The sequence below is a fragment of the Saccharothrix variisporea genome, assembly GCF_003634995.1.
Lineage (GTDB): Bacteria > Actinomycetota > Actinomycetes > Mycobacteriales > Pseudonocardiaceae > Actinosynnema > Actinosynnema variisporeum.
Genome location: NZ_RBXR01000001.1, coordinates 6,550,219 through 6,577,040, shown reverse-complemented (window position 1 = coordinate 6,577,040; position 26,822 = coordinate 6,550,219). Strand labels below are relative to the sequence as shown.

Below are 26,822 nucleotides of genomic sequence, written 5' to 3'. Positions count from 1 at the left end.
GCCGGCTCGACGAAAGCCGCCCGCACAACGGAAAAGGCCCGCCCCACCGGGGACGGGCCTTCCGACGAACATCAGCCGACGGACTTACTTGCCGGCCAGCTTCTTCGCGTTCTCCTCGACGTCGTTCAGACCGCCGCAGGAGAAGAACGCCTGCTCCGGGTAGTGGTCGAACTCGCCCTTGCAGACGCGGTCGAACGCCTCGACCGTCTCCTTGATCGGCACGAAGGAGCCCGGCTGGGAGGTGAACTTCTCCGCGACGAAGAAGTTCTGGCCCAGGAAGCGCTCCAGGCGACGGGCGCGGCCGACGAGGACCTTGTCCTCCTCGGACAGCTCGTCCATGCCGAGGATGGCGATGATGTCCTGCAGTTCCTTGTACTTCTGCAGGATCCGCTTGACCTCCTGCGCGACCCGGTAGTGCTCCTCGCCGACGATCGACGGCTCGAGGATCCGGGACGAGGACGACAGCGGGTCCACCGCCGGGTAGATGCCCTTCTGGGAGATCGGACGGGAGAGCTCCGTCGTCGCGTCCAGGTGGGCGAACGTGGTCGCCGGGGCGGGGTCGGTGTAGTCGTCCGCGGGCACGTAGATGGCCTGCAGCGAGGTGATCGACTTGCCCCGGGTCGAGGTGATGCGCTCCTGCAGCTCACCCATCTCGTCGGCCAGCGTCGGCTGGTAACCCACGGCCGAAGGCATGCGGCCCAGCAGGGTCGACACCTCGGAACCGGCCTGGGTGAACCGGAAGATGTTGTCGATGAACAGCAGCACGTCCTGGTTCTGGACGTCCCGGAAGTACTCGGCCATGGTCAGCGCCGACAGGGCGACGCGCATGCGCGTGCCCGGCGGCTCGTCCATCTGACCGAACACCAGCGCGGTGTCCCCGAGGACCTCCATCTCCTCCATCTCCAGGAGGAGGTCGGTGCCCTCACGGGTGCGCTCGCCGACGCCGGCGAACACCGACGTGCCGGAGAACTCGCGGGCGATGCGGGTGATCATCTCCTGGATGAGCACCGTCTTGCCCACGCCCGCGCCGCCGAACAGGCCGATCTTGCCGCCCTTGACGTACGGGGTCAGCAGGTCGATGACCTTGATGCCCGTCTCCAGGATCTCGGTCTTGCCCTCGAGCTGGTCGAACGACGGGGCCTTGCGGTGGATCTCCCACTGCTCGCCGTCGCGGCCGAGGCCCGGCGAGTCGAGGCAGTCGCCCAGCGCGTTGAACACGTGGCCCTTGACGACGTCACCCACGGGCACCTTGATGGCGCTGCCGGTGTCGGTCACGGTCGCGCCGCGGACCAGGCCGTCGGTCGGCTGCATCGAGATGGTGCGGACCAGGTTGTCACCCAGGTGCTGGGCGACCTCCAGGGTCAGCGTCTTGGCGACGGCCTCGTACGTGATCTCCACGTGGAGGGCGTTGAACAGCTCGGGGACCGCGTCGCGCGGGAACTCCACGTCGACGACGGCGCCAATCACCCGGACCACACGGCCGGTGCGGGTGGTGGTGGCAGTAGCACTCATGTCACTCATCACTTCCTGCGCCACCGGTAAGCGCGGAGGCGCCACCGACGATCTCGCTGATCTCCTGGGTGATCTGGGCCTGGCGGGCCGCGTTGGCCTGGCGGCTCAGGTTGCGCACCAGCTCGGTGGCGTTGTCCGTCGCCGCCTTCATCGCGGTCCGCCGGGCCGCCGACTCGGACGCCGCCGCGTCGAGCAGTGCCGAGAACAGCCGGGTCTTCACGTACTTGGGGAGCAGCGCGCCGAGCAGCGTCTCCGCGTTCGGCTCGAACGAGTACACCGACTGCAGCTTCGCGGGCGTGGGGTCGTACTCGACCTCCATCGGCGCGATGCGCTTGGCGACCGGCTGCTGGCTGAGCATCGACTTGAACTCGGTGTAGACGACGTGCAGCTCGTCCACGCCACCGGGTTCGTCACTGCCCGCGACGAAGGCCTTCACCAGCTCGTCGCCCGCCTCGGAGGCGTTGACGTAGTGCGGGAGCTGCGAGAACCCCGTCCACTCGTCGACGATCTCCCGGCGGCGGAACCGGTAGTAGCCCACGCCCTTGCGGCCGATGACGTAGAGCACCGGCTCCTTGCCCTCGGCCCGCAGCAGCGCGAACAGCTCTTCGGCCGCCTTGAGCACGTTGGCGTTGTAGCCGCCGCACATGCCCTTGTCGCTGGTCACGACCAGGACGCCGGCCCGCTTCGGGGCCTTGCGCTCGGTCAGCAGCGGGTGGTCGAGGTTGGCCGACGCCGTGGCCAGCGCCGACAGCACGCTGGTGATCTCCTCGGCGTACGGGCGCGACGCCGCCACCCGCGCCTGGGCCTTCGCCAGGCGCGAGGTCGCGATCAGCTCGTACGCCTTGGTGATCTTCTTGGTCGAGTTGACCGTGCGGATCCGCTGGCGCAGCTCTCGAATCTGTGCCGCCATGCCTACGTCACTTCTCGGTCGGAGCGGGTCGGTTCACCTTGACCGACTCGTGCCCGACCTTGTCGGCGTCCATCGCCTCGGCCGGGGCCTCGTTGACCACCGGGGCGCCGTTCGAGGCGGTGAACTGCTGCTTGAACGCGTTGACAGCGTCCACGATGCCCTTTTCGGTGTCGTCCGACAACGTCTTGGACTCGCGGATGCTGGAGAGGATCACGTCGTGGTTGCGGCGGACGTGCTCCAGGAACTCGGCCTCGAAGCGGCGGACGTCGCCCACCGGGACGGAGTCGAGGTGGCCCTTGGTGCCCAGGTAGATGGACACGACCTGCTCCTCGACCGGCACCGGCGAGTACTGGCCCTGCTTGAGCAGCTCGACCAGGCGCGCGCCGCGCTCCAGCTGGGCGCGGGAGGCCGCGTCCAGGTCGGAGGCGAAGGCGGAGAACGCCTCCAGCTCGCGGAACTGCGACAGGTCCAGGCGCAGCGAGCCGGAGACCGTCTTCATCGCCTTGATCTGCGCGGCGCCACCGACGCGGGAGACCGAGATACCCACGTTGACGGCCGGGCGGACACCGGCGTTGAACAGGTCCGACTCCAGGAAGCACTGGCCATCGGTGATCGAGATGACGTTCGTCGGGATGTACGCCGACACGTCGTTGGCCTTGGTCTCGATGATCGGCAGACCGGTCATCGAGCCGCCGCCCATGTCGTCGGACAGCTTCGCGCAGCGCTCGAGCAGGCGCGAGTGCAAGTAGAAGACGTCACCCGGGTAGGCCTCGCGGCCCGGCGGGCGGCGCAGCAGCAGCGAGATGGCGCGGTACGCCTCGGCCTGCTTGGTCAGGTCGTCGAAGATGATCAGGACGTGCTTGCCCTGGTACATCCAGTGCTGGCCGATGGCCGAGCCGGTGTAGGGGGCGAGCCACTTGAAGCCGGCCGAGTCGGACGCGGGGGCCGCCACGATCGTGGTGTACTCCAGCGCGCCGGCCTCCTCCAGCGCGGCCTTGACGCCCGCGATGGTGGAGCCCTTCTGGCCGATGGCGACGTAGACGCAGCGGACCTGCTGCTTCGGGTCGCCCGACTCCCAGGCCTTCTTCTGGTTGATGATCGTGTCGATGCAGACCGCGGTCTTGCCGGTCTTGCGGTCGCCGATGATCAGCTGGCGCTGGCCGCGGCCGATCGGGGTCATCGAGTCGATGGCCTTGATGCCGGTCTGCATCGGCTCGCCGACGGGCTGGCGCTGGAGCACCGTCGCGGCCTGCAGCTCCAGGGCGCGGGTGTCGTCGGCGACGATGTCGCCGAGGCCGTCGATGGGCTGGCCGAGGGGGTTGACCACGCGGCCGAGGAAGCCGTCGCCGACCGGCACGGAGAGCACCTGGCCGGTCCGCTTGACCTCCTGCCCCTCTTCGATCTTGTCGAAGTCACCCAGGATGACGGCGCCGATCTCGCGCACGTCCAGGTTCAGGGCGACACCGAGCACGCCGCCGGGGAACTCCAGCAGCTCGTTGGTCATGGTGCCGGGCAGACCCTCGACGATGGCGATGCCGTCGTAGGTCTCCGCGACGACGCCGACCTCTTCCCGGCTGACTTCCGGGGAGTAGGTCGAGACGTACTTCTCGATCGCACTGCGGATCTCGTCCGACGAGATCGTCAGCTCCGCCATGTCGTTCCTGCTCTCACTTCGTTAAAGGAAAGGGGCTTGTGGGCCGCGGTTCCGGTGTTCGGTCAGCTCGCGAGGTCGCGGCGCAGAGCCGCGAGCCGACCCGCCACGCTTCCGTCGATGATCTCGTCGCCGATCTTGATCAGCAGACCGCCGCGCAGCGTGGGGTCGACCTCCACGTGCAGCGCGATGGGCCGCGAGTAGATCCGGGTCAGCGTGGCCTCGAGGCGGTCCTGCTGCGCCGCGTCCAGCTCGACGGCGGAACGGACGTAGGCGACGGAGCGTTCCCGGCGCTTGGCCGCGAGGGCCGCCAGGTCCGCCAGACCGCCGACGATGCTCAGCCCGCGCGGTTCGCGGACCAGCTGGTCGACCAGGGTCTTGGTGGTCTCGTCCACCTTGCCCGCCACGAGGCTGTCCACCAGCGCGACCTTGCCCGCGGGGTCGCCCGCCGGGTCGGTCAGCGCCAGCTCCAGGTCGTGGTTGCCCGCGATGATGCGGCCGAGCCGGAACAGCTCGTCCTCGACCGTGTCGAGCCGGCCGTCCCGCTCGGCCCGCACCAGCAGCGTGGTGCGGGCCAGCGACTCGACGCCGTCGACCAGCTCACGCGGGCTGGACCAGCGCGAGGTGACGACCGTGACCAGCACCTGGAGCGCGTCGTCGGACACCTTGCCGGCCAGCAGGCCCCGGAGCAGGCCCTCCCGGCCGGCGGGCTCGGTCGAGGCGTCGGCCAGGGCCCGGCGCAGCGCGGGCTGCCCGGACAGCAGGCCGACGACCGCGAACAGCTCCTCGCCCAGCTCGCCGAGCGCGGCGCTGTCCTTCGCGCCGTCGACCAGCTCCAGCAACCGCAGTTCGGCGGCGGCCAGCGCGTCACGGCTGGCGGCGTGCAGCGTCATCGGCGTTCCCTCACTTGACGGCCGGAGCCGAGGTGTTGTCCAGCTCGTCGAGGAACCGGTCGACGGTGCCCCGGCGGCGCACCTCGTCCTCCAGCGACTCGCCCACGACCCGGTCGGCCAGGTCGACGGCCAGGCGGCCCAGCTCGCCGCGCAGCTCCGCGACGATCTGCGCCCGCTGGGTCTCCAGCTGGGTCTGGCCCGCCGCGACGATCCGGGCGGACTCCTCCTGCGCCTTGGCGCGCAGCTCGCTGATGATCTGCTCGCCCTCGATGCGGGCGTCGTCCCGGATGCGGGCGGCTTCCGCCCGCGCCTCGGCGAGCTGCGCCTTGTACTGCTCAAGCGTGCGCTGGGCCTCGGCCTGCGCCTGCTCGGCCTTCTCGATCCCGCCCTCGATCTTGGCGGCACGTTCCGCGTACAACGCCTCGAACTTCGGCGAGACGAACTTCTTGATGATGAAGAAGAGCAGCAGGAACGCGATCAGGCCGACGATGATCTCGGCGGTGTGCGGGAGAACCGGGTTGATCGACTCTCCCTCCGCCGCCGCCACGATGAGGGTTTTCATCACAAACCTTTCTTATGCGATGAACGGGTGCTCAGGCGGCCGACGCGAGGAAGTACACGACGAAGCCGAGCAGTGCGAGGACCTCGACGATGGCGAAGGTCGTCCAGGCGAGGCTCAGCAGCACGCCGCGGGCCTCGGGCTGGCGGGCGGTGCCGCTGATGACCGAGGAGAAGATCAGACCCACGCCGATGCCCGGGCCGATGGCCGCGAGGCCGTAGCCGATCGCGGCGAGACCCGCGTTGGTCACACCGGAGGCGGCTTCCTGAGCAAGAACGATGGATGCGCTCACTTGTGCTGTTCCCTTTCCAACTCGGTCCGCGAAAGGCTTCGCGGATCGGAGGCTTGAGTGTTTTTCAGTGCTCTTCCGCCAGCGCGGCGCCGATGTAGTTGGCGCTCAGCAGGGCGAAGATGTAGGCCTGAAGGACCATGATCAGCGCTTCCAGGAACGTCAGCGCGATGGCGAAGAAGAAGGCGATCGGGGCCACCACGACCGTGATGCCGCCGTTGAGCAGCAGGAACTCACCGGCGAGGGTGAAGACCAGCAGCAGCAGGTGACCCGCGAACATCGCCGCGAAGACTCGGATGGCGAGCGTGAGCGGGTTCAGGACGAACTTCTGGAAGAACTCGATCGGGATCAGCAGGATGAGCACGAACCAGGGCGCGCCAGGCGGCATGGTGGCGTGCTTCAGGTAGCCGACGAAACCGTGGCGCTTGAACCCCACGTAGTGGTACACCGGGTAGATGACCAGGACCGAGACGGCGAGCGGGAAGCCGATGTGCGCCATCGTCGGGAACTGGATGAACGGGATGAGCCCGAACAGGTTGTTCACCAGGACGAAGGTGAAGACGGTGAGGATCAGCGGGACGAACGGCTTGAAGTCCTTGCCGCCGATCTGCTCGCGCGCGATCGAGTTCCGGCCGATGTCGTAGGCCGACTCGGCGAGGAACTGGAACTTGCCCGGGACGAGCTTCATGTTGCGGGTCGCGGCGATGAAGAACGCCCCGATGATGAGGATCGACAGGACCAACAGCACCATGGGCTTGTCGACCGAGCCGAAGATCGCCGGGGGGAAGAAGTCCTTCACACCGGGTGCGACGAACTCGTCACCCGAGGCCAGCACCATCGTGGTCACTGTGTTCCTTCCGGTTCTCCCGGCCGGCGTTCACTCCGCCGGGGGAATCGTCACGATCGGGACAAACGTACCGTATGCACCGCACGCGCCCTTGAGGGGCACCCCTACCAGCCTGGGCGTCCCGTCTGCGCGCACCGTACCAGCCGGTAGCTCAGGGGTTGCCGGGGGTGGGGATGATCACCTGACTGCGACTGCGCTTGGAAGCGCGGACCTCCAGGAAGGTCGCCACGACGATCGTCGCGGCCATCGTCAGCGCGAGGGCGTTCTGGTGGAGGTTGTCGTGCAGCGCCGGCACCTTGCGCAGCAGGACCATCACCGCGACCAGCATGATCAGCTTCCCGAGGAAGCCGCCGAACGCGGCCAGCATGATGAACTGCACCGGCAGGTGGGCGGTGCGGTGCATGAGCCACAGCGTGAGCAGTGAACACGCGATCGCGAGCGCGCCGCCGATGAGCGCCGAGACCAGCCCGGGCACACCGGCCACGAGGGTCCAGACGACCGCACCGAGCGCGACGGTCGCGAGAGCAGCCCAGATCGCGCCGCGGAACATCTCCCCGGCCAGCTTCTGGACGACCTTCTCGTGAGTCCACTCCTGGCTCATGTGTCACCCCTTCCCACTGGTCGGGAACGAGTGTATGTGGCGTGCTCGGATCACCCGACCGGTGGGGGTCGGGAAGCGCTGACTTCGCTATGTCCGGGCGGTCGAGGGGGTTGCCGCTTCACCGGTTGAGTCCGGGGTGTTCACCGGTTCGTCAGGTGCGCTTGAGTTCGCGCAGGCGGGGGATCGCGGAGATCAGCAGCGCGACCAGCAGGCCGATGGCCAGGCACCACATCACCACGGCCACGTCGAACAGGGTCAGCGCCACCGCGCCGAACGCCAGGACGCCCGCCCACAAGTAGATCAACAACACCGCCCGGCGCTGCGAGTGGCCGATCTCCAGCAGCCTGTGGTGCAGGTGCATCTTGTCCGCCGAGAACGGGCTCTCACCGCGTCGCGTCCGGCGAACGACCGCCATCAGCAGGTCCAGCATCGGCACGAACAGCACGGCCGCGACGACCACCAGCGGTGAGAGGAGGCCGAGGAGGTCCTTCGTCACGACCGTGGACGAGTAGTTCAGCTTGCCCGACGCGCTGGTCGTGGCGGCGGCGAGCATCAGGCCGATGAGCATCGAGCCCGAGTCGCCCATGAAGATGCGGGCCGGGTTGAAGTTGTGCGGCAGGAAGCCCAGGCACGCGCCGGCCAGGGTCGCGGCGATCAGGGCGGGCGGGTAGGAGCCGACGTCGCCGCCGTTGCGGGCCAGCACGCCGATGCTGAACGTGCAGGTCGCGGCGGCGGCGATGAGGCCGATGCCGGCGGCCAGGCCGTCCAGGCCGTCGACGAAGTTCATCGCGTTGACCATGGTCACCGCGAGCAGGACGGTGAGCAGCGCGCCCTGGTTCTGGTCGAGGACGAGCAGCGAGCCGGTGCCCGCGCCGTCGTCGCCCCACGGCACCCAGAACAGCAGCCACTGCAACCCGAACAGCACCAGGATGCCCGCGGAGGTGACCTGGCCGGCGAGTTTCGTCAGGGAGTCCAGCTCGAACCGGTCGTCCAGCACGCCGACCAGGACGATCACGCCACCGCCGACGATGACCGCCCACGGGTCGTCGGAGAAGTCGAACGCGGCGCGCAGCACGGGCAGCTGGTGGGCCAGCAGCATGCCGCCGAGCACGCCGCCGTACATGGCGAGCCCACCCATCCGGGGCATGGGCTTGACGTGCACGTCGCGCTGCCGCGGGTAGGCCACCGCGCCGATGCGGAAGGCCAGCTTGCGGACCAGGCCGACGAGCAGGAAGGTCACGACTGCGGAGGTCAGCGCGACGAGCAGGTACTCCCGCGCGGGGAGGACGTTCGAGGCGTCGGGCACGTGGTGCTAGCCCCTCGGGGATGCGGACACGGTGGGGAGGGTGCCCACGCTACTCCGATCGGGAAGATCCACTAGCGGGCGACCTCGACTTCGACACCGAGCACCTCGCGCACGTCGGCGACCGGGACGGCCCCTTCGCGCAGCACGACCGGGTCGGGCCCGGTGAGGTCGACGATCGTGGAGGGGGTGGTGTCCTCGCACGGCCCGCCGTCGAGGTAGACGCCGACGTCCTCGCCGAGCTGGTCCCACGCCTCCTGCGCCGTCGTGGCCGCCGGGAACCCGGACTTGTTCGCGCTGGACACGGCCATCGGGCCGACGTCGCGCAGCAGTTCCAGGGCGACCGGGTGCAGCGGCATCCGGAGCATGACGGTGCCCCGCGTCTGCCCGAGGTCCCACGACAGCGAGGGCGCGTGCTGGAGCACCAGGCTGAGCCCACCCGGCCAGAACGCCTCGACGAGCGCGCGGGCCTGCCGCGGCACGGACAGCACCAGCCCGTCGATGGTCGTCCAGGACCCGACGAGAACGGGCACGGGCATGTCCGGCCCACGTCCCTTGGCCTCCAGCAGGTACCGGACGGCCTTGGCGTCGAAGGCGTCGCACCCGATCCCGTAGAGGGTGTCGGTCGGCAACACCACCAGCCGCCCGGACCGCACCGCACCGGCGGCGGCGGCGAGTCCGGCGGAGCGGTCCGACTGGACGGCGCAGTCGTAGAGCGTGCTCACGTGGTGATCCTGGCACAACACGCTCCGACATCACGCACAGACCGAGGCACGTGCACCGGTGGGGACACGAGTGCGACGGGCCGGAACCGAGCTCGCGACTCGAAGGCAGCCGGCGTTGTCGGTGGTCGGTGCGAAACTGCCGCCATGAGCTACGACCTCGCGGTGTGGGAGGGCGACCGCCCCGCCGACGACGAAACCGCCGAGCGGACCTTCCTCGAGTTGTTCGACCGGTACATCGACACAGACGTCGAGCACCCGCCGACGGAGCGCATGGAGCGCTTCGAGGCGGCCCTGCTGGGGCACTGGCCCGGCACCAGCGACCCCGCATCGGACCACAGTTCGCCGTGGTCGGTCCTGCCGTTCGGCGGCGAGGCGCGCGGCCCGGTCGTCTACCTGGCCATGCAGTACAGCCGGGCCGTGGAGGCAGCCGAGGTCATCGCCTCGCTCGCGTCCTCGATGGGACTGGTCTGCTTCGACCCCCAGACCGGGGAGCTGCGCTAGACGCGGCGGGCGGTGGCGAAGCGGGGGCGGCCGGCCAGGTCGCGGTGGTCTTCTACGTCGGTGAGCACGCGCCGGGACGCCAGGAGGGCCGGGACGGACTCGCCGTGGGTGTCGTCGTGTTCGATGGCCACGTGGCCGCCGGGCTTGAGCAGGCGCGCCGCCAGGGCGATCACCGGGCGGATCACGTCCAGGCCGTCGTCGCCGCCGAAGACGGCCGCGTGCGGGTCGTGGTCGGAGACCTCCGGTTGGACCGCCGTCCCCTCGGGCACGTAAGGCGGGTTGCACAGCACCAGGTCCACGCTGCCGTCCAAATCGGACAGGATGTCCGGGGCGGTGACGTCTCCGGCGTGCAGCACGATCGGGGTGTCGCCGGCCTCCCGCCGGGCATCGGCGTTGCGGCGGGCCCACGCCAACGCGGCCGGGTCGCGTTCCACCGCGTGCACGACCGCGTCGGGCAGGTGGTGGGCGACGGCCAGGGCCAGGGCGCCCGAGCCGGTGCAGAGGTCGACCACGAGAGGTGACTTGTCCACTTTGGACAGCGCCCACACGAGCACCAGCTCGGTCTCCGGGCGCGGGATGAACACGCCGGGGCCGACGTCGAGGTCCACGCCGCCCAGGTGGGCCGTACCCGTCAAGTGCTGCAACGGGATGCGCTTCACCCGCTTGCGCACCAACTGGTGCAGCGCCTCGACCACCGGCGGGTCCACCAGCGGGATCAGGGGCAACCTGGAGCGGTCCACGCCCAGGACGTGGGCCGCCAGGAGTTCGGCGTCCACGCGCGGGCTGTCGACGCCCGCTGCGGCCAGCATGCGTTCCGCTTCCAGCACGGCCAGCCGCAGCGGGTGTCGGGTCATGGGGTCAGAGCCTAGAGGTCAGAAGTTGATCATGTGGCCGGCCAGGCCGTGGATCGCTTCCTTGACCGCTTCACCCAGCGTCGGGTGCGCGTGGACGTTGCGCGCCACCTCGTGCACGGTCAGGTCCCACTGCTGGGCCAGGGTCAGCTCCGGCAGCAGTTCCGTCACGTCCGGACCGATCAGGTGGCCGCCGAGCAGCTCGCCGTACTTGGCGTCGCTGATCAGCTTCACGAAGCCCGCCGAGTCGCCGATGCCGTGCGCCTTGCCGTTGGCAGTGAAGGGGAACTTCGCCACCTGCACGTCGAAGCCCTTCTCGCGGGCCTGCGCCTCGGTGTAGCCGAAGCTCGCGATCTGCGGCTGGCAGTAGGTGGCGCGCGGGATCATCACGAAGTCCAGTTCCTGGGTCTCCGCGCCCGCGATGGTCTCCGCCGCGATGATGCCCATGGACTCGGCCGCGTGCGCCAGCATGAGCTTCGCGGTGACGTCGCCGATGGCGTAGATGTGCGGCACGTTCGTCCGGCCGCGACCGTCCACGGCGATCGCGCCGCGCTCGGTCAGCTGGACGCCGGTGTTCTCCAGGCCGTAACCCTCGGTGCGCGGCTGGAAGCCGATGGCCTGGAGCACCTTGTCGGCCTCGAGGACCTCGGTGGCACCGTCCTTGGACACCGTGACGCGGACCTTCGCGCCGGAGTCGTCGATGCCCTCCACGCGGGTGCCGGTGCGGACGTCGATGCCCAGCCGCTTGTAGCGCTTGGCCAGCTCCGTGGACACCTCCACGTCCTCGAGCGGCACGACCCGGTCGAGGAACTCCACGATCGTGACCTTGACGCCGTAGTTGTGCAGCACGTACGCGAACTCGACGCCGATGGCGCCGGCGCCCGCGATGATGATGCTCTCCGGCAGGTCGGACGACAGGATCTGCTCTTCGTAGGTCACGACCCGCTCGGACAGCTTCGTGCCCGGCAGCAGGCGGGTCTGCGCGCCGGCGGCGATGATCACGTTGGTGAACGTGACCGTCTCGTCACCCACCTTGATGGTGTTGGCGTCCACGAACGTGCCACGGCCGTTGTACTCCGTGATGCCGTTCTTCTTCATCAGGAAGTGCACGCCCTTGACGCGCCCGTCCGCGACCTTGCGGCTGCGGTCGAACGCGGCGCCGTAGTCGAACTTGACGGTGCCGTCGACCTGGATGCCGTAGGTCTTCTGCTCGTGCGTGAACAGGTGCGCCAGCTCGGCGTTGCGCAGCAGCGCCTTGGACGGGATGCAGCCGACGTTCAGGCAGACACCGCCCCAGTAACGCTCCTCGATGACCGCGGTCTTCAACCCGAGCTGGGCCGCGCGGATCGCGGCGACGTACCCGCCTGGCCCAGCACCGAGGACCACGACGTCAAAGTGTGCGCTCATAGGCGACAGATTAGGTGCCCAGTTGGTCCGACAAGAACTCGATGGTGCGATGCCACGCGTCGGCGCGGGCGGCCGCGGTGGCCCCCGGCGTGCCCCCCGTCTCGAACAGCACCGAGGGGCCCGGCACCAGCAGGTCGGTGGTCGGCCGGTGCGGCGGGCCCGCGATCAGGTGTCCTGCCTCGGGGTACACCACGTGCTCGTACGGGAAGGGGTGCTGGTGCTCGGCGAGCCGGCGTTCGGCGACCGCGCTCAGCGCCACGCTCGGCCGGCTGTGGTCGCGTCCGGATGAGAGGAGCAACACACCCCCGTTGATGCGCTCGACGGGGATCTCGGTGTCCTCGGGGATGCCGTCGGACAGGTCGTAGGCGAGCGCGAGGGGCACCGGGTCGCCGTCCACGATCCGGCGGCGGAGTTCGTCCGGGACGGTGTACGGGAGGTACGGCAGCGGTCGGCCCTCGTACGTCCAGGACGCGGCCTCGAAGTCGAGCTTCTCGAGCAGGCGGGTGCCGGGGCCGACGCACTGGGTCACCACGCCGCCGCCGACCACGCTGACCACCGCGTTGACCTGCGGGTACGTGGCTCCGACGAGCAGTGCCAGCTCGCCGCCGCGTCCCGCGCCGACGACACCGGTCCGGCGGTCACCCAGGTAGGTGAGGGCGGTGCCGAAGTACTCCAGCGGGACGTCCACGAGGTCGTCCGGCAGGCCGTCCGCGCCGAAGTGGGCCAGGGCCAGGGCCGCGAAGCCGTAGCGGGCGAGCAGGGCGGCGTTGTCCTCGTCGAGTGCGGGGTCGTTCTGGTGGAGTCCGCCCTCGGCGCCGCCCAGCACGATCACGCCGGGGTGGACGTCGCCGTCGTCCGGCTCGTAGAGCACGCCGACCAGGCCGTTCTCGGTGACCTCGGTACGCCGCAGGCCCTGCGGGACGCGCAGCCGCTCGACCTCGACCTTGCCGACGCCGTCCACCTCGACCAGCGTCGGACCGGGCTCGTCACCCGTCCAGGTCATGGACCAGAACAACCCCATCGGGTCGACGCCGTCGTAGGAGCCCTCCACGGGCGCGTGCCGGGTCAGGTCCACCACGCCGCGCTCGTCCGCGCGGAACACCGCCTCGGCGGCCCGGTCGCCGGTCGTGGCGCGCACGGTGGTCACGGCGTCGGGGTCGAGGCCGACGACCTTGATCTCCAGCGTGGTGTCGAGGGGGGCGCTCTGCGGGGTCACCAGGATTTCCGCCATCGTGCGCCTCCCGTCGCGTCACCCGCCGGCGAGCCGTTCCGCCCGATCGGCCGCCGCCAGCGCGTCCAGCACCGCGTCCAGGTCGCCGTCGAGCACTTGATCCAGGTTATGCGCTTTGTACCCAACGCGGTGGTCGGAGATGCGCGATTCCGGGAAGTTGTAGGTCCTCACCCGTTCGGAGCGGTCCACCGTGCGGATCTGCGCGCGGCGGGAGTCCGAGGCCTCCTGCTGGGCCTTCTCCTCGGCCAGCGCCTGCAGGCGCGCCTGGAGGACCTGCATGGCGCGGGCCTTGTTCTGCAGCTGGCTGCGCTCGTTCTGGCAGGACACGACGATGCCGGTCGGCAGGTGCGTGATGCGCACGGCCGAGTCGGTGGTGTTGACGCTCTGCCCGCCCTTGCCCGACGAGCGGAACACGTCCACGCGCAGGTCGTTCTCGTCGATCTCGATCTCGACGTCCTCGGTCTCGGGGAACACGAGGACGCCGGCCGCGCTGGTGTGGATGCGACCCTGGCTCTCGGTGACCGGCACGCGCTGCACGCGGTGCACGCCGCCCTCGTACTTCAGCCGCGACCACACGCCGTCCGGGGAGTCGGACTTCGACTTGATGGCGACCGTGACGTCCTTGAAGCCGCCGAGCTCGGAGTCGGTGCCGTCGAGCACCTCGGCCTTCCAGCCGTGGCGCTCGGCGTAGCGCAGGTACATGCGCAGCAGGTCGCCCGCGAACAGCGCGGACTCCTCGCCGCCCTCACCGGACTTGATCTCCATGACCACGTCGGCGGAGTCGTGCGGGTCGCGCGGCAGCAGCAGCTCGGTGAGGCGCTCTTCCAGCTGCGGGACGCGCGCGGTCAGCTCGGTGACCTCGTCGGCGAACGCCGGGTCCTCGGCGGCCAGCTCCTTCGCGGCTTCCAGGTCGGCCTTGACCTGCTCCAGCTCGCGGGCGGTGCGGACGATCGGGGTCAACTCCGCGTAGCGCTTGCCGAGCTTGCGCGCACCCGCCTGGTCCGCGTGCACCGAGGGGTCGGCGAGCTTCGCCTCCAGCTCGGCGTGCTCGGCGAGCAGTGCTTCCAGCGTCACGGTGCGCGTCCTTCTGGTTCGTGGTGAGACGACAACGGCGTCCACCCGCGGCACGGGTGGACGCCGTTGTGGTTGCTACTTGGCGCGCTTGCCGTAGCGGGCCTCGAAGCGCGCGACCCGACCACCGGTGTCGAGGATCTTCTGCTTGCCGGTGTAGAACGGGTGGCAGTTCGAGCAGACCTCGACGTGGATGGCACCGGAGGTCTTGGTGCTGCGCGTGGTGAACGTGTTCCCACAGCCGCAGGTGACCTCGGTCGTCACGTACTCGGGGTGGATGCCGGTCTTCAACGTCTTGTCCCTCTCTCTGGTTGGCCGCCGGGTCCTCGCACGTGCGTGAGGTGAACCGGAGCCGGACTCGACCTGACAGTCTGCCAGATGCCGTCTGCGGTCGTTGCAACGCGTTCCGGACGTGGGATGTTCCCGTGTCCCAGCTCACTACCGCTCGCCGACGCGGGGCCGCCACTCGGCGCACGGGGTAACCGCTCGACTACTCCCGTGAGGTTCCGTTCGGCGCGACCCCCACACTGTGCTCGTGCTGTGCGCAACCGGACGCCCCATGCGTGTGACCACCTGGATGGCCATGCCGTTCCTGTTCGTGAGCGCGGTGCTGGGCCTGACAGGCGTGGCGGGCCTCCTGGTGGGGTCCACGTCGACACGGGACATGGCGCTGTCGGTCGCCTTGTTCGGGGCCGGGGTGGCGGTGAACGTCGTGGGCGGCGGGATGGTCGCGTGGCGGTGGGCCTGGCAGCGGGTGGTGCTGCGGTGGGCGTACCCGGCCGGCGTGTTGGCGCTGGGGATCGCGGTGGACGGGGTGCGGGTGCCCGTGGTGGCGGTGGTGGTCGTCGGGGTGCCGGTGCTGGCGCTGCTGGTCGCGCAGTACGTGGTGGAGCGGCGTCGGACGGCCGCGGAGTCGGACGAGCCCCTCGCGTCCTCCGGCTACGGCTGCTGACCCGCGGGCAGCCACTGGCGGCCGTAGGTGGCCAACTCGTACCGGTCGGTGATGCCGGTCTTGCGGCGGACCTCCTGCAGGTAGGTCTCGAAGGTCCGCTTCCCGCACGCCATGCGGGCGGCCATCGCCTCGTTGGTGGCCGGGAAGTCGGCCGCCAACCGCAGCAACGCCTCGAACTCCCGGCGGGTCAGGCCGGCGGGGAACTGCCGGCGGTGCACCACGCCACCCCGCTCGGGCAGGGCCAGGGCCTGGTCCACCAGGTCGTCGAGGGACAGCCGGGCGCCCGCGGCGGTCCGCTGCGCCCAGGCGTCGCGACCGAGCCGGGCGACGCAGAGGTCGACCACGCGCTGCTGCAGCCGGAAGTTCGGCGTCAGGCCGGTGACGTCGGTGGAGATCGCCCGTTGCTGCGCCCACGCGCCGCCGAGGAGCAGGCCCGCGGTCGCGTGCTCGCCGCGGCTGCCGGCGGCCAGGGCCATCAGCCACACCGTCCACGGCGGGCCCCACCGGTCGCCCATGTCGTGCTGCTCGCGCAGCGCCACCTTCAACTGGACGAGCGCTTCGTCGGGGTCCTCGTCGCAGACGAAGGCGACCAGGGCCATCAGCCACCGGGCCCACGACCCGGCCCACGGCGCACCCGCGGCCAGGGTGTCCGCCAGGTGGTCCCGCGCCAGGTCCCGGGCGTCGGGGTGGCGGTAGTAGGCCGCAGCGAAGCCGGCGAACAGGAAGCGCAGGTGACGGCGCACGGGGTTGGGTTCGGCGGCGGCCAGCCGGCGGAGCGGGTCGATCGAGCCCGCGGCGACGGCCGGGTCCGGCTCGGCGATCCACCGGGCGGTCGCCTCGGCCCACTCCACGGCGCGCACGGCCCGTTCCACGCCCTCCGCCCCCGGCGGGAGCTCGCGCAGCAGCTCGTGGCACCGCTGGAGGACCGGGCGCGCGGCGTCCAGGCCCTCGCCCTGGATGAGCGCGGCGAACGCCCCGCCGGCCATGCACTCGACCACGCCGGGCAGCACCTGGTCGCCCAGCGCGTCCAGGCACATCGTCATCAACCGGCGCAGTTCGCCCAGGGTGCCGGTGAACGTGTTCGCGCGGCTGTCGGAGAGGTCGACCAGCAGCCGCAGCGCGCGCTCCCCCTGCCCGGTGGCGACGAGGGTCGCCACGGCGGTGCGGATGTTCGGCAGGGCGGCGTCCAGGGCGCGCAGCAGCGGGACCTCGTCGGGCGCGTAGCAGCTTTCCGCGATCCGGGCCACCAGTGCGGCGTGGTGCTCGGCGTGCGCGAGCCGCGCTCGCGCGGCCAACTCCGGGTCCGCGTGCAGGCCGAACGCCCTGACGGTGGGCAGCATCCGCCACAGGCTGCGGCCGTCGAGCTCGGTGTGGATGAGCACCGAGTGGTCCACGAGCGTCTCCAGGAGGGCCTCCACCCGGGCGGCGTCGCCACCGCCGAGCAGGGCCGCCAGGTCCCGCACCGCGTCCAGGTCGGCGACGCCGGTGAACACGCTCAACACCACCCACAGCCGTCGCGCGGGCTCGTCCAGCAGCTGGTGGGTGAGCTGCATGGACGCGCGGAGGGTGCGGTGGTGCCACTGGTCGACCTCCGGCAGCCGGCCCTGCGCCAGCAGCGCCAGGTCCGCGCGCAGACCGGCCAGCAGTTCCGCCCAGGTCTTGTGCCGGCGCAGCGCCGCCACCATCTCGATGGCGTGCGGCACGCCCTCCAGCAGCACGCACACCTCCCGCGCGGACGGCTCGTGCTCGGGCAGGAGGGGCTTGCCCTTGGCCGCCAGGCGGTCACGCAGCAGCACCAGGGCGTCGGGCTCCTCGTCGCCGTCGGACAGGTGCGGCAGCGGCCCCAGGTCCACCACGTGCTCGCCGCCGACGCCGAGCGGCAACCGGCTCGTGGCCAGCACGCGCACGCCCTCCGCCGCCCGCAGCAGCAGGTGGACGAGCTGCGGCAGCGGGCCGGGGCGCTCCGGGTCGTCGGCGTCCTCCACCAGGTGCTCGCAGTTGTCGAGCACCAGCAGCAGGCGCTTGTCCCGCAGGTACCCGGTCAGCAGGGCCGTGGTGGGGCTGCCGCCGTTGTCGACCAGGTCCAGCGCACGGGCCAGGTCGCCGGCCAGCCCGGCGGCCCGCACGTCGGCGAGGGGCACGTGGACGACACCGTCGGCGAAGTCGCCCTCGACCACTCCGGCGACGTGCTCGGCGAACCGCGTCTTGCCGATGCCGGCCGCGCCCTTGACGGTCACCAGCCGGCGCGCCCGGAGCAGGTCGCGCACCGCGGCCGTCTCCGCGCCGCGGCCGACGAAGGTGCTGATCCCGGCGGGTAACACGCACGCCCTCCACGTCAGGGTGACCTTCCGAGCACGGACAGTACAAGGCAACGGTGTGTCCGGGTGGCCGGGGCCGCGGAAATCCCGCGTTGGGGCGTTGGGCCGAACCGCCCAATCCCTCCGTAGCCCTACGGAGTCGACGCGCGGCAGCGGACGCGGAACGGCGTGGCGGCACGGTGCTGCGGAGAGTCGTCGGCCGGCTACCGTCGACGGCGGGGGGCACCGGCCGTGCGGGGGGCAGGCCGAGCCGCGACGGGCGTTCCGCGACCCCAGCGCGGCCCGCCCGTCGCGGCAGCTCACCACCGAACACACCGAAACGGCCCGCCCCTCGCTGGAGGGACGGGCCGTTTCGGGTTCGGGCGTCAGTCGTTGTCGGCGCCCGGGGTGGTCTTCGCGACCTGCATCAGGAACTCGATGTTCGTCCGGCTCTTGCGGAGGCGGTCGAGCAGGAGGTCGATGGCCTGCTGGCCGTCGAGGGCGTGCAGGACCCGGCGGAGCTTGTGCATGACCGCCATCTCGTCCGGCGACAGCAGCAGCTCCTCCTTGCGGGTGCCGGAGGCGTCGACGTCCACGGCCGGGAAGGTGCGCTTGTCGGCGATCTTCCGGTCCAGCTTCAGCTCGGCGTTGCCGGTGCCCTTGAACTCCTCGAAGATCACGCTGTCGCCGGCCGAACCGGTCTCGACCAGCGCGGTCGCGATGACGGTCAGCGAGCCGCCGCCCTCGATGTTGCGGGCCGCGCCGAGGAAGCGCTTCGGCGGGTACAGCGCCGTCGAGTCGACACCGCCGGACAGGATGCGGCCGGACGCCGGCGCCGCCAGGTTGTAGGCACGACCCAGGCGGGTGATCGAGTCCAGCAGCACGACCACGTCGTGACCCATCTCGACCAGGCGCTTGGCCCGCTCGATGGCCAGCTCCGAGATCGTGGTGTGGTCCGACGGCGGGCGGTCGAAGGTGGAGGCGATGACCTCGCCCTTCACCGACCGCTGCATGTCGGTGACCTCTTCGGGGCGCTCGTCCACCAGCACCACCATCAGGTGGCACTCGGGGTTGTTCTTCGTGATCGCGTTGGCGATCGACTGGAGCACCGAGGTCTTGCCGGCCTTCGGCGGGGATACGATGAGCGCGCGCTGGCCCTTGCCGATCGGCATCACCAGGTCGATGACGCGGGTCGTCAGGATGTGCGGCTCGGTCTCCAGCCGCAGGCGCTCGTTCGGGTACAGCGGCGTGAGCTTGGTGAAGTCGGGGCGGTTGCGCGACTCCTCCGGGTCCAGGCCGTTGATCTTGTCCACGCGGACCAGCGGGTTGAACTTCTGCCGCTGCTGCTCGCCCTCGCGCGGCTGGCGGACGGCGCCGATGATCGCGTCACCGCGGCGCAGGCCGTACTTGCGCACCAGCGACAGCGACACGTAGACGTCGTTCGGGCCGGCCAGGTAGCCCGACGTGCGGACGAACGCGTAGTTCTCCAGCACGTCGAGGATGCCCGCGACGGGCAGCAGGACGTCGTCCTCGCGCACCTCGGTGTCGGTGCTGCCGCCGGCGCCGTCGCCCCGGCCGCCACGACGGCGGCGGTCGCGGAAGCGGCGACCGCGACGGCCGCCCTCCTCGTCACCGTCGTCCTCGACCAGGTTGTTGTTGCCGCGGTCGCCGCCACCCTGCTGGTTGCGGTCGCGGTTGCGGTCCCGGTCACGGTCGCGGTTGTCGCCGCGGTCGCGGTCGCGGTCACGGCGGTTGCCGCGGTCGCCCCGGTCCTGGCGGTCGCCACGGTCACCGCGCTCGCCGCGGTCCTGCCGGTCGCCGCGGTCGCCGCGCTCCTGGCGCTGCTCGCGGGGCTGGTCGGCGCGGTCGGACTGCGGGCGCTGGTCGGCCTGCGGACGCTCCTGGGTCTGCGCCGGGGCCTCGGCCGCGGGAGCGGCGGCGGGCGCGGTGGCCTGCGCCTGCTGCTGCGCGTCGGGGCTGCCGGCCGGGCGGTTCGCGGAGCGGCGGCGGCGGTTGCCGCGGCGACCGCCCTCCTCCTCGGCCGGGCGGTCGGCGACGTCCAGCTGCTGCTGCGTCGGCCGGTCCACCGGCTGCTCGGCGGGCTTCTCGGCGGCGGCGGGCTTCTCGGCGGCGGGAGCGGCGGCGGCCTTGGGTGCCGCCTTCTTCTCGGCCTTCGGCGGCGTCGCGGCACTGCCCCGACCGGAGGTGCCGCCCTGACGCTCCTTGATGGCCGCGATGAGGTCGCCCTTGCGGAGTCCGGCCGTGCCGGTGATGCCGAGCTGACCGGCGAGTTCACGGAGCTCGGCGAGCACCATGCCGGACAGGCCCGCCCGCTTGCGCGGCGGGGCGCTGCCGTTCGAAGGGGTGGTCAGAGCGTTCTCCTCGGCTCCGGAACTGGCAGCGGCGTTGGGAGCAGCTGGAGCTTCGCTGCTCAGCACATCAGTGTTGCTCACACATGTCCTTCCTGACCGGACCGCGCCTCCTACGCGGCCCAGCGGACCTGCCGTCCGACGGAATGCGGATCGACAGTCACGTCTGCGTGCAGGCGGACCTCGGAGCGCACGAATGCGGAGTCCACCGGCACGAGGCGTTCTCGGTCACACGGCGAGCGGGTGCCTTCCAGCGCCAACCCCGCCCGTACGGCACAGGGCCAAGTCACTGGAGGAATGCGATCCGGAGCGAGTGTCCGGGCACCACACCGGCGCCCGTGCGCGCGGTGACTGATGGCCCCGAGGGTAGACGCCGCTCCGGCCAGGTGCAACAACCGGGGCGCGGCGCGTCGCATCACTCAACCGAGTGGCGCAACGCGCACTCCCCCGCCGTCCACGGGAACGTGGTGCGGCGTGAAGCCCGTCAGGTCCACCGCGTCGGGGAGTTCGCCGTCCTCCGGGAGGGCCAGCACGGTCGGCCCGGCACCCGAGACCGCGGCCGGCACCCCGGCCGCCCGCAGCGCCTTGACCAGCGCGAACGTGGCCGGCCAGGCCGGTTCGCGGTACGGCTCGTGCAGCCGGTCGTCCAGCGCTTCGAGCAGCAGGGAGGGGTCGGTGGTGAGGGCGTGGACGGCCAGCGCGGACCGCCCGGCGGCGAACGCGGCGTCCGCGTGCGGCACCGAAGCGGGCAGCAGACCGCGGGTCGTCTTGGTGGACGACTCGACCGCCGGCACCAGCACCACCGGTCGCAGCGCGGGGTGCGCTTCGAGACGCACCGCGCGGAACCGGTCACCCTCCGTCCACGCCACGGCGACGCCGCCGAACATCGCCGCCGCCGCGTTGTCCGCGTGGCCCTCGAACTCCGCGGCGAGTTGCAACGCGGTTGTGTCCAACTCGTGCCCGGCCAGCGCGTATCCGGCCGCGATGCCCGCCACCACGGCCGCCGAGGACGAGCCGAGGCCGCGCGCGTGCGGGATGGCGTTCCGGCACCGCAGCACCAGCCCCGGAACGTTCACGTCCAGCAGTGAACAGGCGGCCCGGAAGGCCCGGACCACCAGGTGCGACTCGTCGGACGGGACCCCGCCCGCGCCCTGCCCGGTGACCTCGATCACCAGCCCGGCCGGCACGACCTCGAACTCCACCTCGTCGTGGAGGCCGAGGGCCATGCCGAGCGCGTCGAACCCCGAGCCGAGGTTCGCCGTGGACGCGGGGACGGTGACGTGGACGCCGGTCACGACAGTTCCAGCGCGGTGGCGACCGCGCCGGGGTCCACCGGGACGGGCTCGACCTCGGCCATGCCGAGCAGCGCCGTGTCCGGGTCCTTCAGGCCGTGGCCGGTGACCGTGCAGACGACCAGCGAGCCCTTGGGCAGGCGGCCGTCGGCGGCGGTGGCCAGCAGGCCGGCCACGCTGGTCGCGGACGCCGGCTCGACGAAGATGCCGTCGCGGACGGCCAGCAGCCGGTAGGCCTCCAGGATCTTCTCGTCCGTCACGGCCTCGAACAGGCCGCCGGACTCGTCCTTGGCGGTCACCGCGCCGGTCCACGACGCGGGGCTGCCCACGCGGATGGCGGTGGCGATGGTCTCCGGGTTGGCGACCGGCTCGCCGAGCACCAGCGGGGCCGCGCCCGCGGCCTGGAAGCCGAACATGCGCGGGGTCGCGCCGATCACGCCGTCGTTGGCGTAGTCGGAGTAGCCGCGCCAGTACGCGGTGATGTTGCCGGCGTTGCCGACCGGGAGGCAGTGGACGTCCGGGGCGCGGCCCAGGACGTCGCAGATCTCCCAGGCGGCGGTCTTCTGGCCGATGAGCCGGACCGGGTTGACCGAGTTGACCAGGGTGATCGGGTACTCGATGGAGGTCTTGGAGGCCAGTTCGAGGCAGTCGTCGAAGTTGCCGTCGATCTGGAGGATGCGCGCGCCGTGCGCGACCGCCTGGGCGAGCTTGCCCAGGGCGATCTTGCCGCGCGGCACCAGGACGGCGGCGGTGAGCCCGGCCTTGGCCGCGTAGGCGGCGGCGCTGGCGGAGGTGTTGCCGGTCGACGCGCAGATCACCGCCTTGGCGCCACTGGCCAGCGCGTACGTGATGGCCACGGTCATGCCGCGGTCCTTGAACGAGCCGGTCGGGTTCGCGCCCTCGACCTTGATGTGGACTTCGCTGCCGGTGACCTCGGACAGGTACTCCGAGTGCACCAGCGGCGTGCCGCCCTCGTGGAGGGTGACGACCTTGGCGCCCTCCGGGAGTTCGATCCGGTCCGCGTAGGCGTGGATGATGCCCGGCCACCCGGGGCGCACGCCTGCTTGGATCGTCATGACTCTTCGCCTTCCACCCGCATAACGCTGACCACTTCTCGAACCACGGGCAGTCCGCCGATTTTGTCCACGGTCGACCGCAGTGCCGCGTCGGTCGCGGCGTGGGTGACGATGACCAGGCTGGCGTCGTCGACCCGCCCCTCCTGCCGCACCGCCGCGATGCTCACGTCGTGCTCCGCGAACACCGCCGCGACCTGCGACAACACACCTGGCCGGTCGGCCACGTCGAGGCTGATGTGGTACCTGGTGGGCGTCTGGCCCATCGGCCGCACGGGCAGCGCCGCGTAGGCCGACTCGCGCGGTCCGCGCCCGCTGACCACCCGGTTGCGGGCCACCGCGACCAGGTCGCCGAGCACCGCGCTGGCCGTGGGCGCGCCACCGGCGCCCTTGCCGTAGAACATCATCTCGCCCGCCGCGTCGGCCTCCACGAAGACCGCGTTGAACGCGCCGTTCACGCCGGCGAGCGGGTGGGTCCTGGGGATCATCGCGGGGTGCACCCGGACGGAGACCGACTCGGACCCGTTCTCGGTCACGCGCTCGCAGATCGCGAGCAGCTTGACGGTCCGGCCCAGGCCCTTGGCGGCGGCGATGTCGGCCGCACTGACCTGCGCGATGCCCTCGCGGTGCACGTCGGCGGCGGTGACCCGGGTGTGGAAGGCCAGGGACGCGAGGATCGCGGCCTTGGAGGCGGCGTCGAAGCCGTCCACGTCCGCGGTCGGGTCCGCCTCCGCGTAACCCAGCCGGGTGGCTTCCTCCAGCGTCTCGCCGTAGCTCGCCCCGGTGGAATCCATGCCCGAGAGGATGAAGTTGGTGGTGCCGTTGACGATCCCCATCACGCGCGTGATGCGGTCGCCCGCCAGCGACTCGCGCAGCGGCCGGATCAGCGGGATCGCGCCCGCCACGGCCGCCTCGAAGTACAGGTCCGCGCCCGTGCCGTCGGCGGCCTCGAACAGCTCGCCCGAGTGCTCGGCGAGCAGCGCCTTGTTGGCCGTGACGACCGACTTGCCCGCGCGCAGCGCCTGGAGCAGCAGGGTCCGGGTGGGCTCGATGCCGCCGATGACCTCGACCACGACGTCCACGTCGGGCGAGGAGACCAGCGCCTGCGCGTCGGTCGTGAGCAGCTCGGCGGGCACCTCGCGGTGCTTGTTCGGCCTGCGCACGGCGATGCCCGCGAGCTCCACGGGCGCGCCGACCCGCGCGGTCAGGTCCGCCGCGTGGTCGGTCAGGAGCCGGACCACCTCGGTGCCGACCGTGCCGCAACCGAGCAGCGCGACTTTGATCGGTTTCTGGCCAGGCACGTCATACCTCCAGGCGGAACAGGTCTTCCTCGGTCTCCCGGCGCAGCAGCAGCCGCGAGGCGCCGTCGGACACCGCGGCGAGCGCGGGCCGGGGCAGGCGGTTGTAGCCGCTGGCCATCGAGTAGCAGTAGGCCCCGGTCGCCGCGACCGCGATGAGGTCGCCGGGCGCCAGGTCGTCGGGCAGCCAGCAGTCGCGCACCACGACGTCGCCGGACTCGCAGTGCTTGCCCACCACGCGGCACAGCACGGCCTTCGCGTCTTGCTCGGCCCCGCGGGAGACCACCTTGCAGTCGTACACGGCGTCGTACAGGGCGGTGCGGATGTTGTCGCTCATGCCGCCGTCGACGCTGACGTACCGGCGGGTCGCGCCGGCGTCGAGCTGGACGTCCTTGATGGTGCCGACCTCGTACACGGTGACCGTGCCGGGGCCGACGATCGCGCGGCCGGGTTCGACGGCGATCTTGGGCGCGGGCAGGCCCGCGTGCTCGCACTCCTTGGCCACGATGTTCTGCAGCTGGCGGGCCAGTTCGGCGGGCGGCGGCGGGTCGTCGTCCGGGGTGTAGGCGATGCCCAAGCCGCCGCCGAGGTCCACAGTGGACACCTGGTCCAGGACGGAGTCGCCGTGCTCGTCGCGCAGGTCCGCCAGCAGTCCGATGACCCGGCGGGCCGCCACCTCGAAGCCGCTGGCGTCGAAGATCTGCGAGCCGATGTGGCTGTGCAGCCCGACGAGCCGGAGCCCCTCGGCCTTGAGCACGCGCCGCGCCGCCTCCGCCGCGTCCCCGGAGGACAGCGAGAAGCCGAACTTCTGGTCCTCGTGCGCGGTCGCGATGAACTCGTGGGTGTGCGCCTCGACGCCGACCGTCACCCGGATCATCACCGGCTGCACGACCCCGCGCTCGCGGGCGATCTGGTCCAGGCGGGCGATCTCGTAGAACGAGTCCAGCACCACCGCGCCGACGCCGGCCGCCACGGCGGCTTCGAGCTCGGCGACGGACTTGTTGTTGCCGTGCAACGCGATCCGCTCGGCCGGGAAGTCGGCGCGCAACGCGATGGCCAGCTCACCACCGCTGCACACGTCGATGCTCAGCCCCTCCTCGGCGACCCACCGGGCCACCGCGACGGACAGGAACGCCTTGGACGCGTAGTGCACCTGCGTCGGGTCGCCGAACGCCTCGGCGTGGTCGCGGCAGCGGGACCGGAAGTCCTGCTCGTCCATCACGAACAGCGGGGTGCCGTGCTCCTCGACCAGCTGCCGGACGTCCACGCCACCGAACCGGACCGCGCCGTCGCCGCCCCGGTGGGCGTTGCGCGGCCACACGTGCGGGTGAAGTCGGTCGAGCTCGCCGGGGGTGGACGGCCGGTTGCCGGCGGTGTTGGAGGGGACGAGGACGTCCGCGTGCCGGGGACCGGCGGGGTGCGCCCTCATCACATCCGCTCCGGAGCGCTCACGCCCAGCAGGCGCAGGCCGTTGACCAGGACCTGGCGGGTGGCGATGCACAGCTGCAGGCGCGCGCGCTGGACGTCGGTCACGTCCTCGTCGCCCTTGGGCAGGATCCGGCACTCCTTGGTGTCGTACCAGCGGTGCAGGCGGCCGGCCAGCTCCTCCAGGAACCGGGCGACGCGGTGCGGCTCGCGCAGCTCGCCCGCCGTCGCCACGACCCGGGGGAACTCGCCCAGCGCGCGGATCAGCTCGCCCTCGCGGTCGTGCTGGAGCAGCTCCAGCGCGTCGTTGGGCGTCATGCCGAGGTCGGCGGCGTTGCGGAGCACCGAACAGATCCGCGCGTGGGCGTACTGGACGTAGAAGACCGGGTTCTCGTTCGAGCGCTTGCGCAGCAGGTCGAGGTCGATGTCCAGGCTGGAGTCCACCGAGGAGCGGGACATGGCGTACCGGGCGGCGTCCACGCCCACCGCGTCCACCAGGTCCTGCATGGTGATGACCGTGCCGGCCCGCTTGCTCATCCGGACCGGCTTGCCCTCGCTGACCAGGTTCACCATCTGGCCGATGAGCACCTCGACGGTCTTCGGGTCGTCGCCCAGCGCGGCCGCGGCGGCCTTGAGGCGGCCGATGTAGCCGTGGTGGTCCGCGCCGAGCATGTAGATGCACAGGTCGAAGCCGCGTGACCGCTTGTCCAGGAAGTACGCGATGTCGCCGGCGATGTAGGCCGGGTCGCCGTCGCGCTTGATGACCACCCGGTCCTTGTCGTCGCCGTATTCGGTGGTCCGCAGCCACCAGGCGCCGTCCTCGAAGTACAGGCCGCCGGAGGTCTTGAGCTGCTCGATCGCCTTGGCGACCGCGCCCGACTCGTGCAGCGAGTTCTCGTGGAAGAACACGTCGAAGTCGGTGCCGAAGTCGTGCAGGTCCCGCTTGATCTCGGCGAACATCAGGTTCACGCCGATGCGCCGGAAGACCTCGTGGGAGTCCTCGGCGGACAGCGCGCCCGGCTCCTGCTTGAGGACCTCGGCGGCGATGTCGGAGATGTAGCCGCCCGCGTAGCCGTCCTCGGGGGCGGGCTCGCCCTTGGCGGCGGCGATCAGGGACCGCACGAACCGGTCGATCTGGGCGCCGGCGTCGTTGAAGTAGTACTCGCGGGTCACGTCGCCGCCGTTGGCCGCGAGGATGCGGCCCAGCGCGTCGCCGACCGCCGCCCACCGGGTCCCGCCCAGGTGGATGGGGCCGGTCGGGTTCGCGGACACGAACTCCAGGTTGATCTTGACCCCGGCCAGCTGGTCGCCCCGGCCGTAGGCGTCGCCCGCCTCCAGGACGTCCCGCACGATGCCGCCCTGGGCGTCGGCCGCGAGCCGCAGGTTCAGAAAGCCCGGTCCGGCGACCTCGGCGGACGCGATGGCGTCCGTCCCGGCGAGCGCCTCCGCCAGCCATCCGGCCAGGTCACGAGGCACGACACCGGCCTTCTTGGCGGTGACCAGGGCCAGGTTGGTGGCGTAGTCGCCGTGCTCCGGGTTGCGGGGTCGCTCGATGGTCACCGCGGCGGGCAGGACGGCGGGGTCGAGGCCGCGGGTGGACAGCACGTCCACGGCCGTCGCACGGACCAGGTCAGCGAGCGCAGCGGGAGTCACCCGTCAAGTCTAGGGAAGCGTTCGCGCAGGTCTCGACCGGGTTACGCGTCCCGAGGAGTGGGAGTGACGCAGGTCCCGCGAGTGTCGACCGACACCCCTGGTGACCGGCAGT

The 26,822-nt window shown here is 71.2% G+C and carries 24 protein-coding genes; 2 read left to right on the top strand and 22 right to left on the bottom strand.

Going from position 1 to position 26,822, the window contains the following annotated elements; genetic code table 11:
- Positions 1-84: 84 nt before the first annotated feature.
- The 10 genes from atpD to DFJ66_RS29875 form a co-directional block, all read right to left on the bottom strand.
- Positions 85-1,521: a F0F1 ATP synthase subunit beta gene (gene atpD, locus DFJ66_RS29920; protein WP_211351378.1), complete on the bottom strand. Its 1,437-nt coding sequence runs from the start codon at positions 1,519-1,521 to the stop codon at positions 85-87.
- Entirely contained in the window at positions 1,514-2,422 is a 909-nt protein-coding gene (locus DFJ66_RS29915; RefSeq protein WP_121226022.1) for a F0F1 ATP synthase subunit gamma, read from the bottom strand. Before DFJ66_RS29915 ends, atpD begins: the two co-directional genes overlap by 8 nt.
- A 7-nt stretch (positions 2,423-2,429) precedes the next feature.
- Positions 2,430-4,076 carry a F0F1 ATP synthase subunit alpha gene (gene atpA, locus DFJ66_RS29910; protein ID WP_121226020.1) on the bottom strand — a complete coding sequence of 549 codons (1,647 nt, stop codon included), beginning with the start codon at positions 4,074-4,076 and terminating at the stop codon, positions 2,430-2,432.
- Positions 4,077-4,138: 62 nt separating this feature from the next.
- Entirely contained in the window at positions 4,139-4,966 is an 828-nt protein-coding gene (locus DFJ66_RS29905) for a F0F1 ATP synthase subunit delta (protein ID WP_121226018.1), read from the bottom strand.
- Positions 4,967-4,976: 10 nt separating this feature from the next.
- Entirely contained in the window at positions 4,977-5,528 is a 552-nt protein-coding gene (locus tag DFJ66_RS29900) for a F0F1 ATP synthase subunit B (protein WP_121226016.1), read from the bottom strand.
- Positions 5,529-5,559: 31 nt separating this feature from the next.
- Entirely contained in the window at positions 5,560-5,805 is a 246-nt protein-coding gene (locus DFJ66_RS29895; RefSeq protein WP_121231937.1) for an ATP synthase subunit c family protein, read from the bottom strand.
- Between the two features lie 76 nt (positions 5,806-5,881).
- Positions 5,882-6,661 (bottom strand): F0F1 ATP synthase subunit A, encoded by a 780-nt coding sequence (atpB, locus tag DFJ66_RS29890; protein ID WP_121226014.1) that lies wholly within the window; start codon positions 6,659-6,661, stop codon positions 5,882-5,884.
- Positions 6,662-6,812: 151 nt separating this feature from the next.
- Positions 6,813-7,262: a Cg1360 family ATP-synthase-associated protein gene (locus tag DFJ66_RS29885; RefSeq protein ID WP_121226012.1), complete on the bottom strand. Its 450-nt coding sequence runs from the start codon at positions 7,260-7,262 to the stop codon at positions 6,813-6,815.
- 151 nt (positions 7,263-7,413) lie between these two features.
- Positions 7,414-8,568 (bottom strand): glycosyltransferase family 4 protein, encoded by a 1,155-nt coding sequence (locus tag DFJ66_RS29880; RefSeq protein ID WP_121226010.1) that lies wholly within the window; start codon positions 8,566-8,568, stop codon positions 7,414-7,416.
- A gap of 71 nt (positions 8,569-8,639) precedes the next feature.
- Positions 8,640-9,290 (bottom strand): L-threonylcarbamoyladenylate synthase, encoded by a 651-nt coding sequence (locus DFJ66_RS29875; RefSeq protein WP_121226008.1) that lies wholly within the window; start codon positions 9,288-9,290, stop codon positions 8,640-8,642.
- Between the two features lie 144 nt (positions 9,291-9,434).
- Between DFJ66_RS29875 and DFJ66_RS29870 the strand changes: the two genes are divergently transcribed.
- Positions 9,435-9,791 carry a hypothetical protein gene (locus DFJ66_RS29870; RefSeq protein WP_121226006.1) on the top strand — a complete coding sequence of 119 codons (357 nt, stop codon included), beginning with the start codon at positions 9,435-9,437 and terminating at the stop codon, positions 9,789-9,791.
- On the opposite strand, the gene prmC is transcribed toward DFJ66_RS29870, so the two are convergent.
- From prmC to rpmE, 5 genes are all read right to left on the bottom strand, one after another.
- Positions 9,788-10,645, bottom strand: coding sequence for a peptide chain release factor N(5)-glutamine methyltransferase (prmC, locus tag DFJ66_RS29865; RefSeq protein ID WP_121226004.1), 858 nt, complete (start codon positions 10,643-10,645; stop codon positions 9,788-9,790). The genes DFJ66_RS29870 and prmC overlap by 4 nt on opposite strands.
- A gap of 18 nt (positions 10,646-10,663) precedes the next feature.
- A complete protein-coding gene (gene lpdA / locus DFJ66_RS29860; protein WP_121226002.1) occupies positions 10,664-12,049 on the bottom strand; it encodes a dihydrolipoyl dehydrogenase in 1,386 nt (461 codons plus the stop codon).
- A gap of 10 nt (positions 12,050-12,059) precedes the next feature.
- Positions 12,060-13,280 carry an acyl-CoA thioesterase/bile acid-CoA:amino acid N-acyltransferase family protein gene (locus DFJ66_RS29855; RefSeq protein WP_121226000.1) on the bottom strand — a complete coding sequence of 407 codons (1,221 nt, stop codon included), beginning with the start codon at positions 13,278-13,280 and terminating at the stop codon, positions 12,060-12,062.
- Positions 13,281-13,298: 18 nt separating this feature from the next.
- Entirely contained in the window at positions 13,299-14,354 is a 1,056-nt protein-coding gene (gene prfA, locus DFJ66_RS29850; protein WP_211351377.1) for a peptide chain release factor 1, read from the bottom strand.
- A 75-nt stretch (positions 14,355-14,429) separates the two neighbouring features.
- Positions 14,430-14,642 (bottom strand): 50S ribosomal protein L31, encoded by a 213-nt coding sequence (gene rpmE / locus DFJ66_RS29845; RefSeq protein WP_121225998.1) that lies wholly within the window; start codon positions 14,640-14,642, stop codon positions 14,430-14,432.
- Between the two features lie 268 nt (positions 14,643-14,910).
- Between rpmE and DFJ66_RS29840 the strand changes: the two genes are divergently transcribed.
- On the top strand, positions 14,911-15,303 hold the full coding sequence (locus DFJ66_RS29840; RefSeq protein ID WP_246029958.1) for a hypothetical protein: 393 nt from the start codon (positions 14,911-14,913) through the stop codon (positions 15,301-15,303).
- Here the strand turns inward: DFJ66_RS29840 and DFJ66_RS29835 are convergent.
- The 7 genes from DFJ66_RS29835 to argS all read right to left on the bottom strand — a co-directional run bounded on the left by DFJ66_RS29835 (position 15,291) and on the right by argS (position 26,710).
- The gene (locus DFJ66_RS29835; protein WP_121225996.1) at positions 15,291-17,624 is read right to left on the bottom strand and encodes an ATP-binding protein; all 2,334 of its coding nucleotides are present in this window, start codon (positions 17,622-17,624) and stop codon (positions 15,291-15,293) included. The two genes, DFJ66_RS29840 and DFJ66_RS29835, sit on opposite strands and share 13 nt — an antisense overlap.
- Before the next feature lie 362 nt (positions 17,625-17,986).
- Entirely contained in the window at positions 17,987-20,053 is a 2,067-nt protein-coding gene (gene rho, locus DFJ66_RS29830; protein WP_121225994.1) for a transcription termination factor Rho, read from the bottom strand.
- Positions 20,054-20,388: 335 nt separating this feature from the next.
- Complete coding sequence (gene thrB, locus DFJ66_RS29825) at positions 20,389-21,264, bottom strand: homoserine kinase (protein WP_170199737.1); 876 nt, start codon at positions 21,262-21,264, stop codon at positions 20,389-20,391.
- On the bottom strand, positions 21,261-22,337 hold the full coding sequence (gene thrC, locus DFJ66_RS29820) for a threonine synthase (RefSeq protein ID WP_121225991.1): 1,077 nt from the start codon (positions 22,335-22,337) through the stop codon (positions 21,261-21,263). Before thrC ends, thrB begins: the two co-directional genes overlap by 4 nt.
- The gene (locus DFJ66_RS29815) at positions 22,334-23,635 is read right to left on the bottom strand and encodes a homoserine dehydrogenase (RefSeq protein ID WP_121225989.1); all 1,302 of its coding nucleotides are present in this window, start codon (positions 23,633-23,635) and stop codon (positions 22,334-22,336) included. The genes thrC and DFJ66_RS29815 overlap by 4 nt, the downstream gene beginning before the upstream one ends.
- A gap of 1 nt (position 23,636) precedes the next feature.
- Positions 23,637-25,061, bottom strand: a complete 1,425-nt coding sequence (lysA, locus tag DFJ66_RS29810) for a diaminopimelate decarboxylase (RefSeq protein WP_121225987.1) — start codon at positions 25,059-25,061, stop codon at positions 23,637-23,639.
- On the bottom strand, positions 25,061-26,710 hold the full coding sequence (gene argS / locus DFJ66_RS29805) for an arginine--tRNA ligase (RefSeq protein WP_121225985.1): 1,650 nt from the start codon (positions 26,708-26,710) through the stop codon (positions 25,061-25,063). Before argS ends, lysA begins: the two co-directional genes overlap by 1 nt.
- Positions 26,711-26,822: the final 112 nt, after the last annotated feature.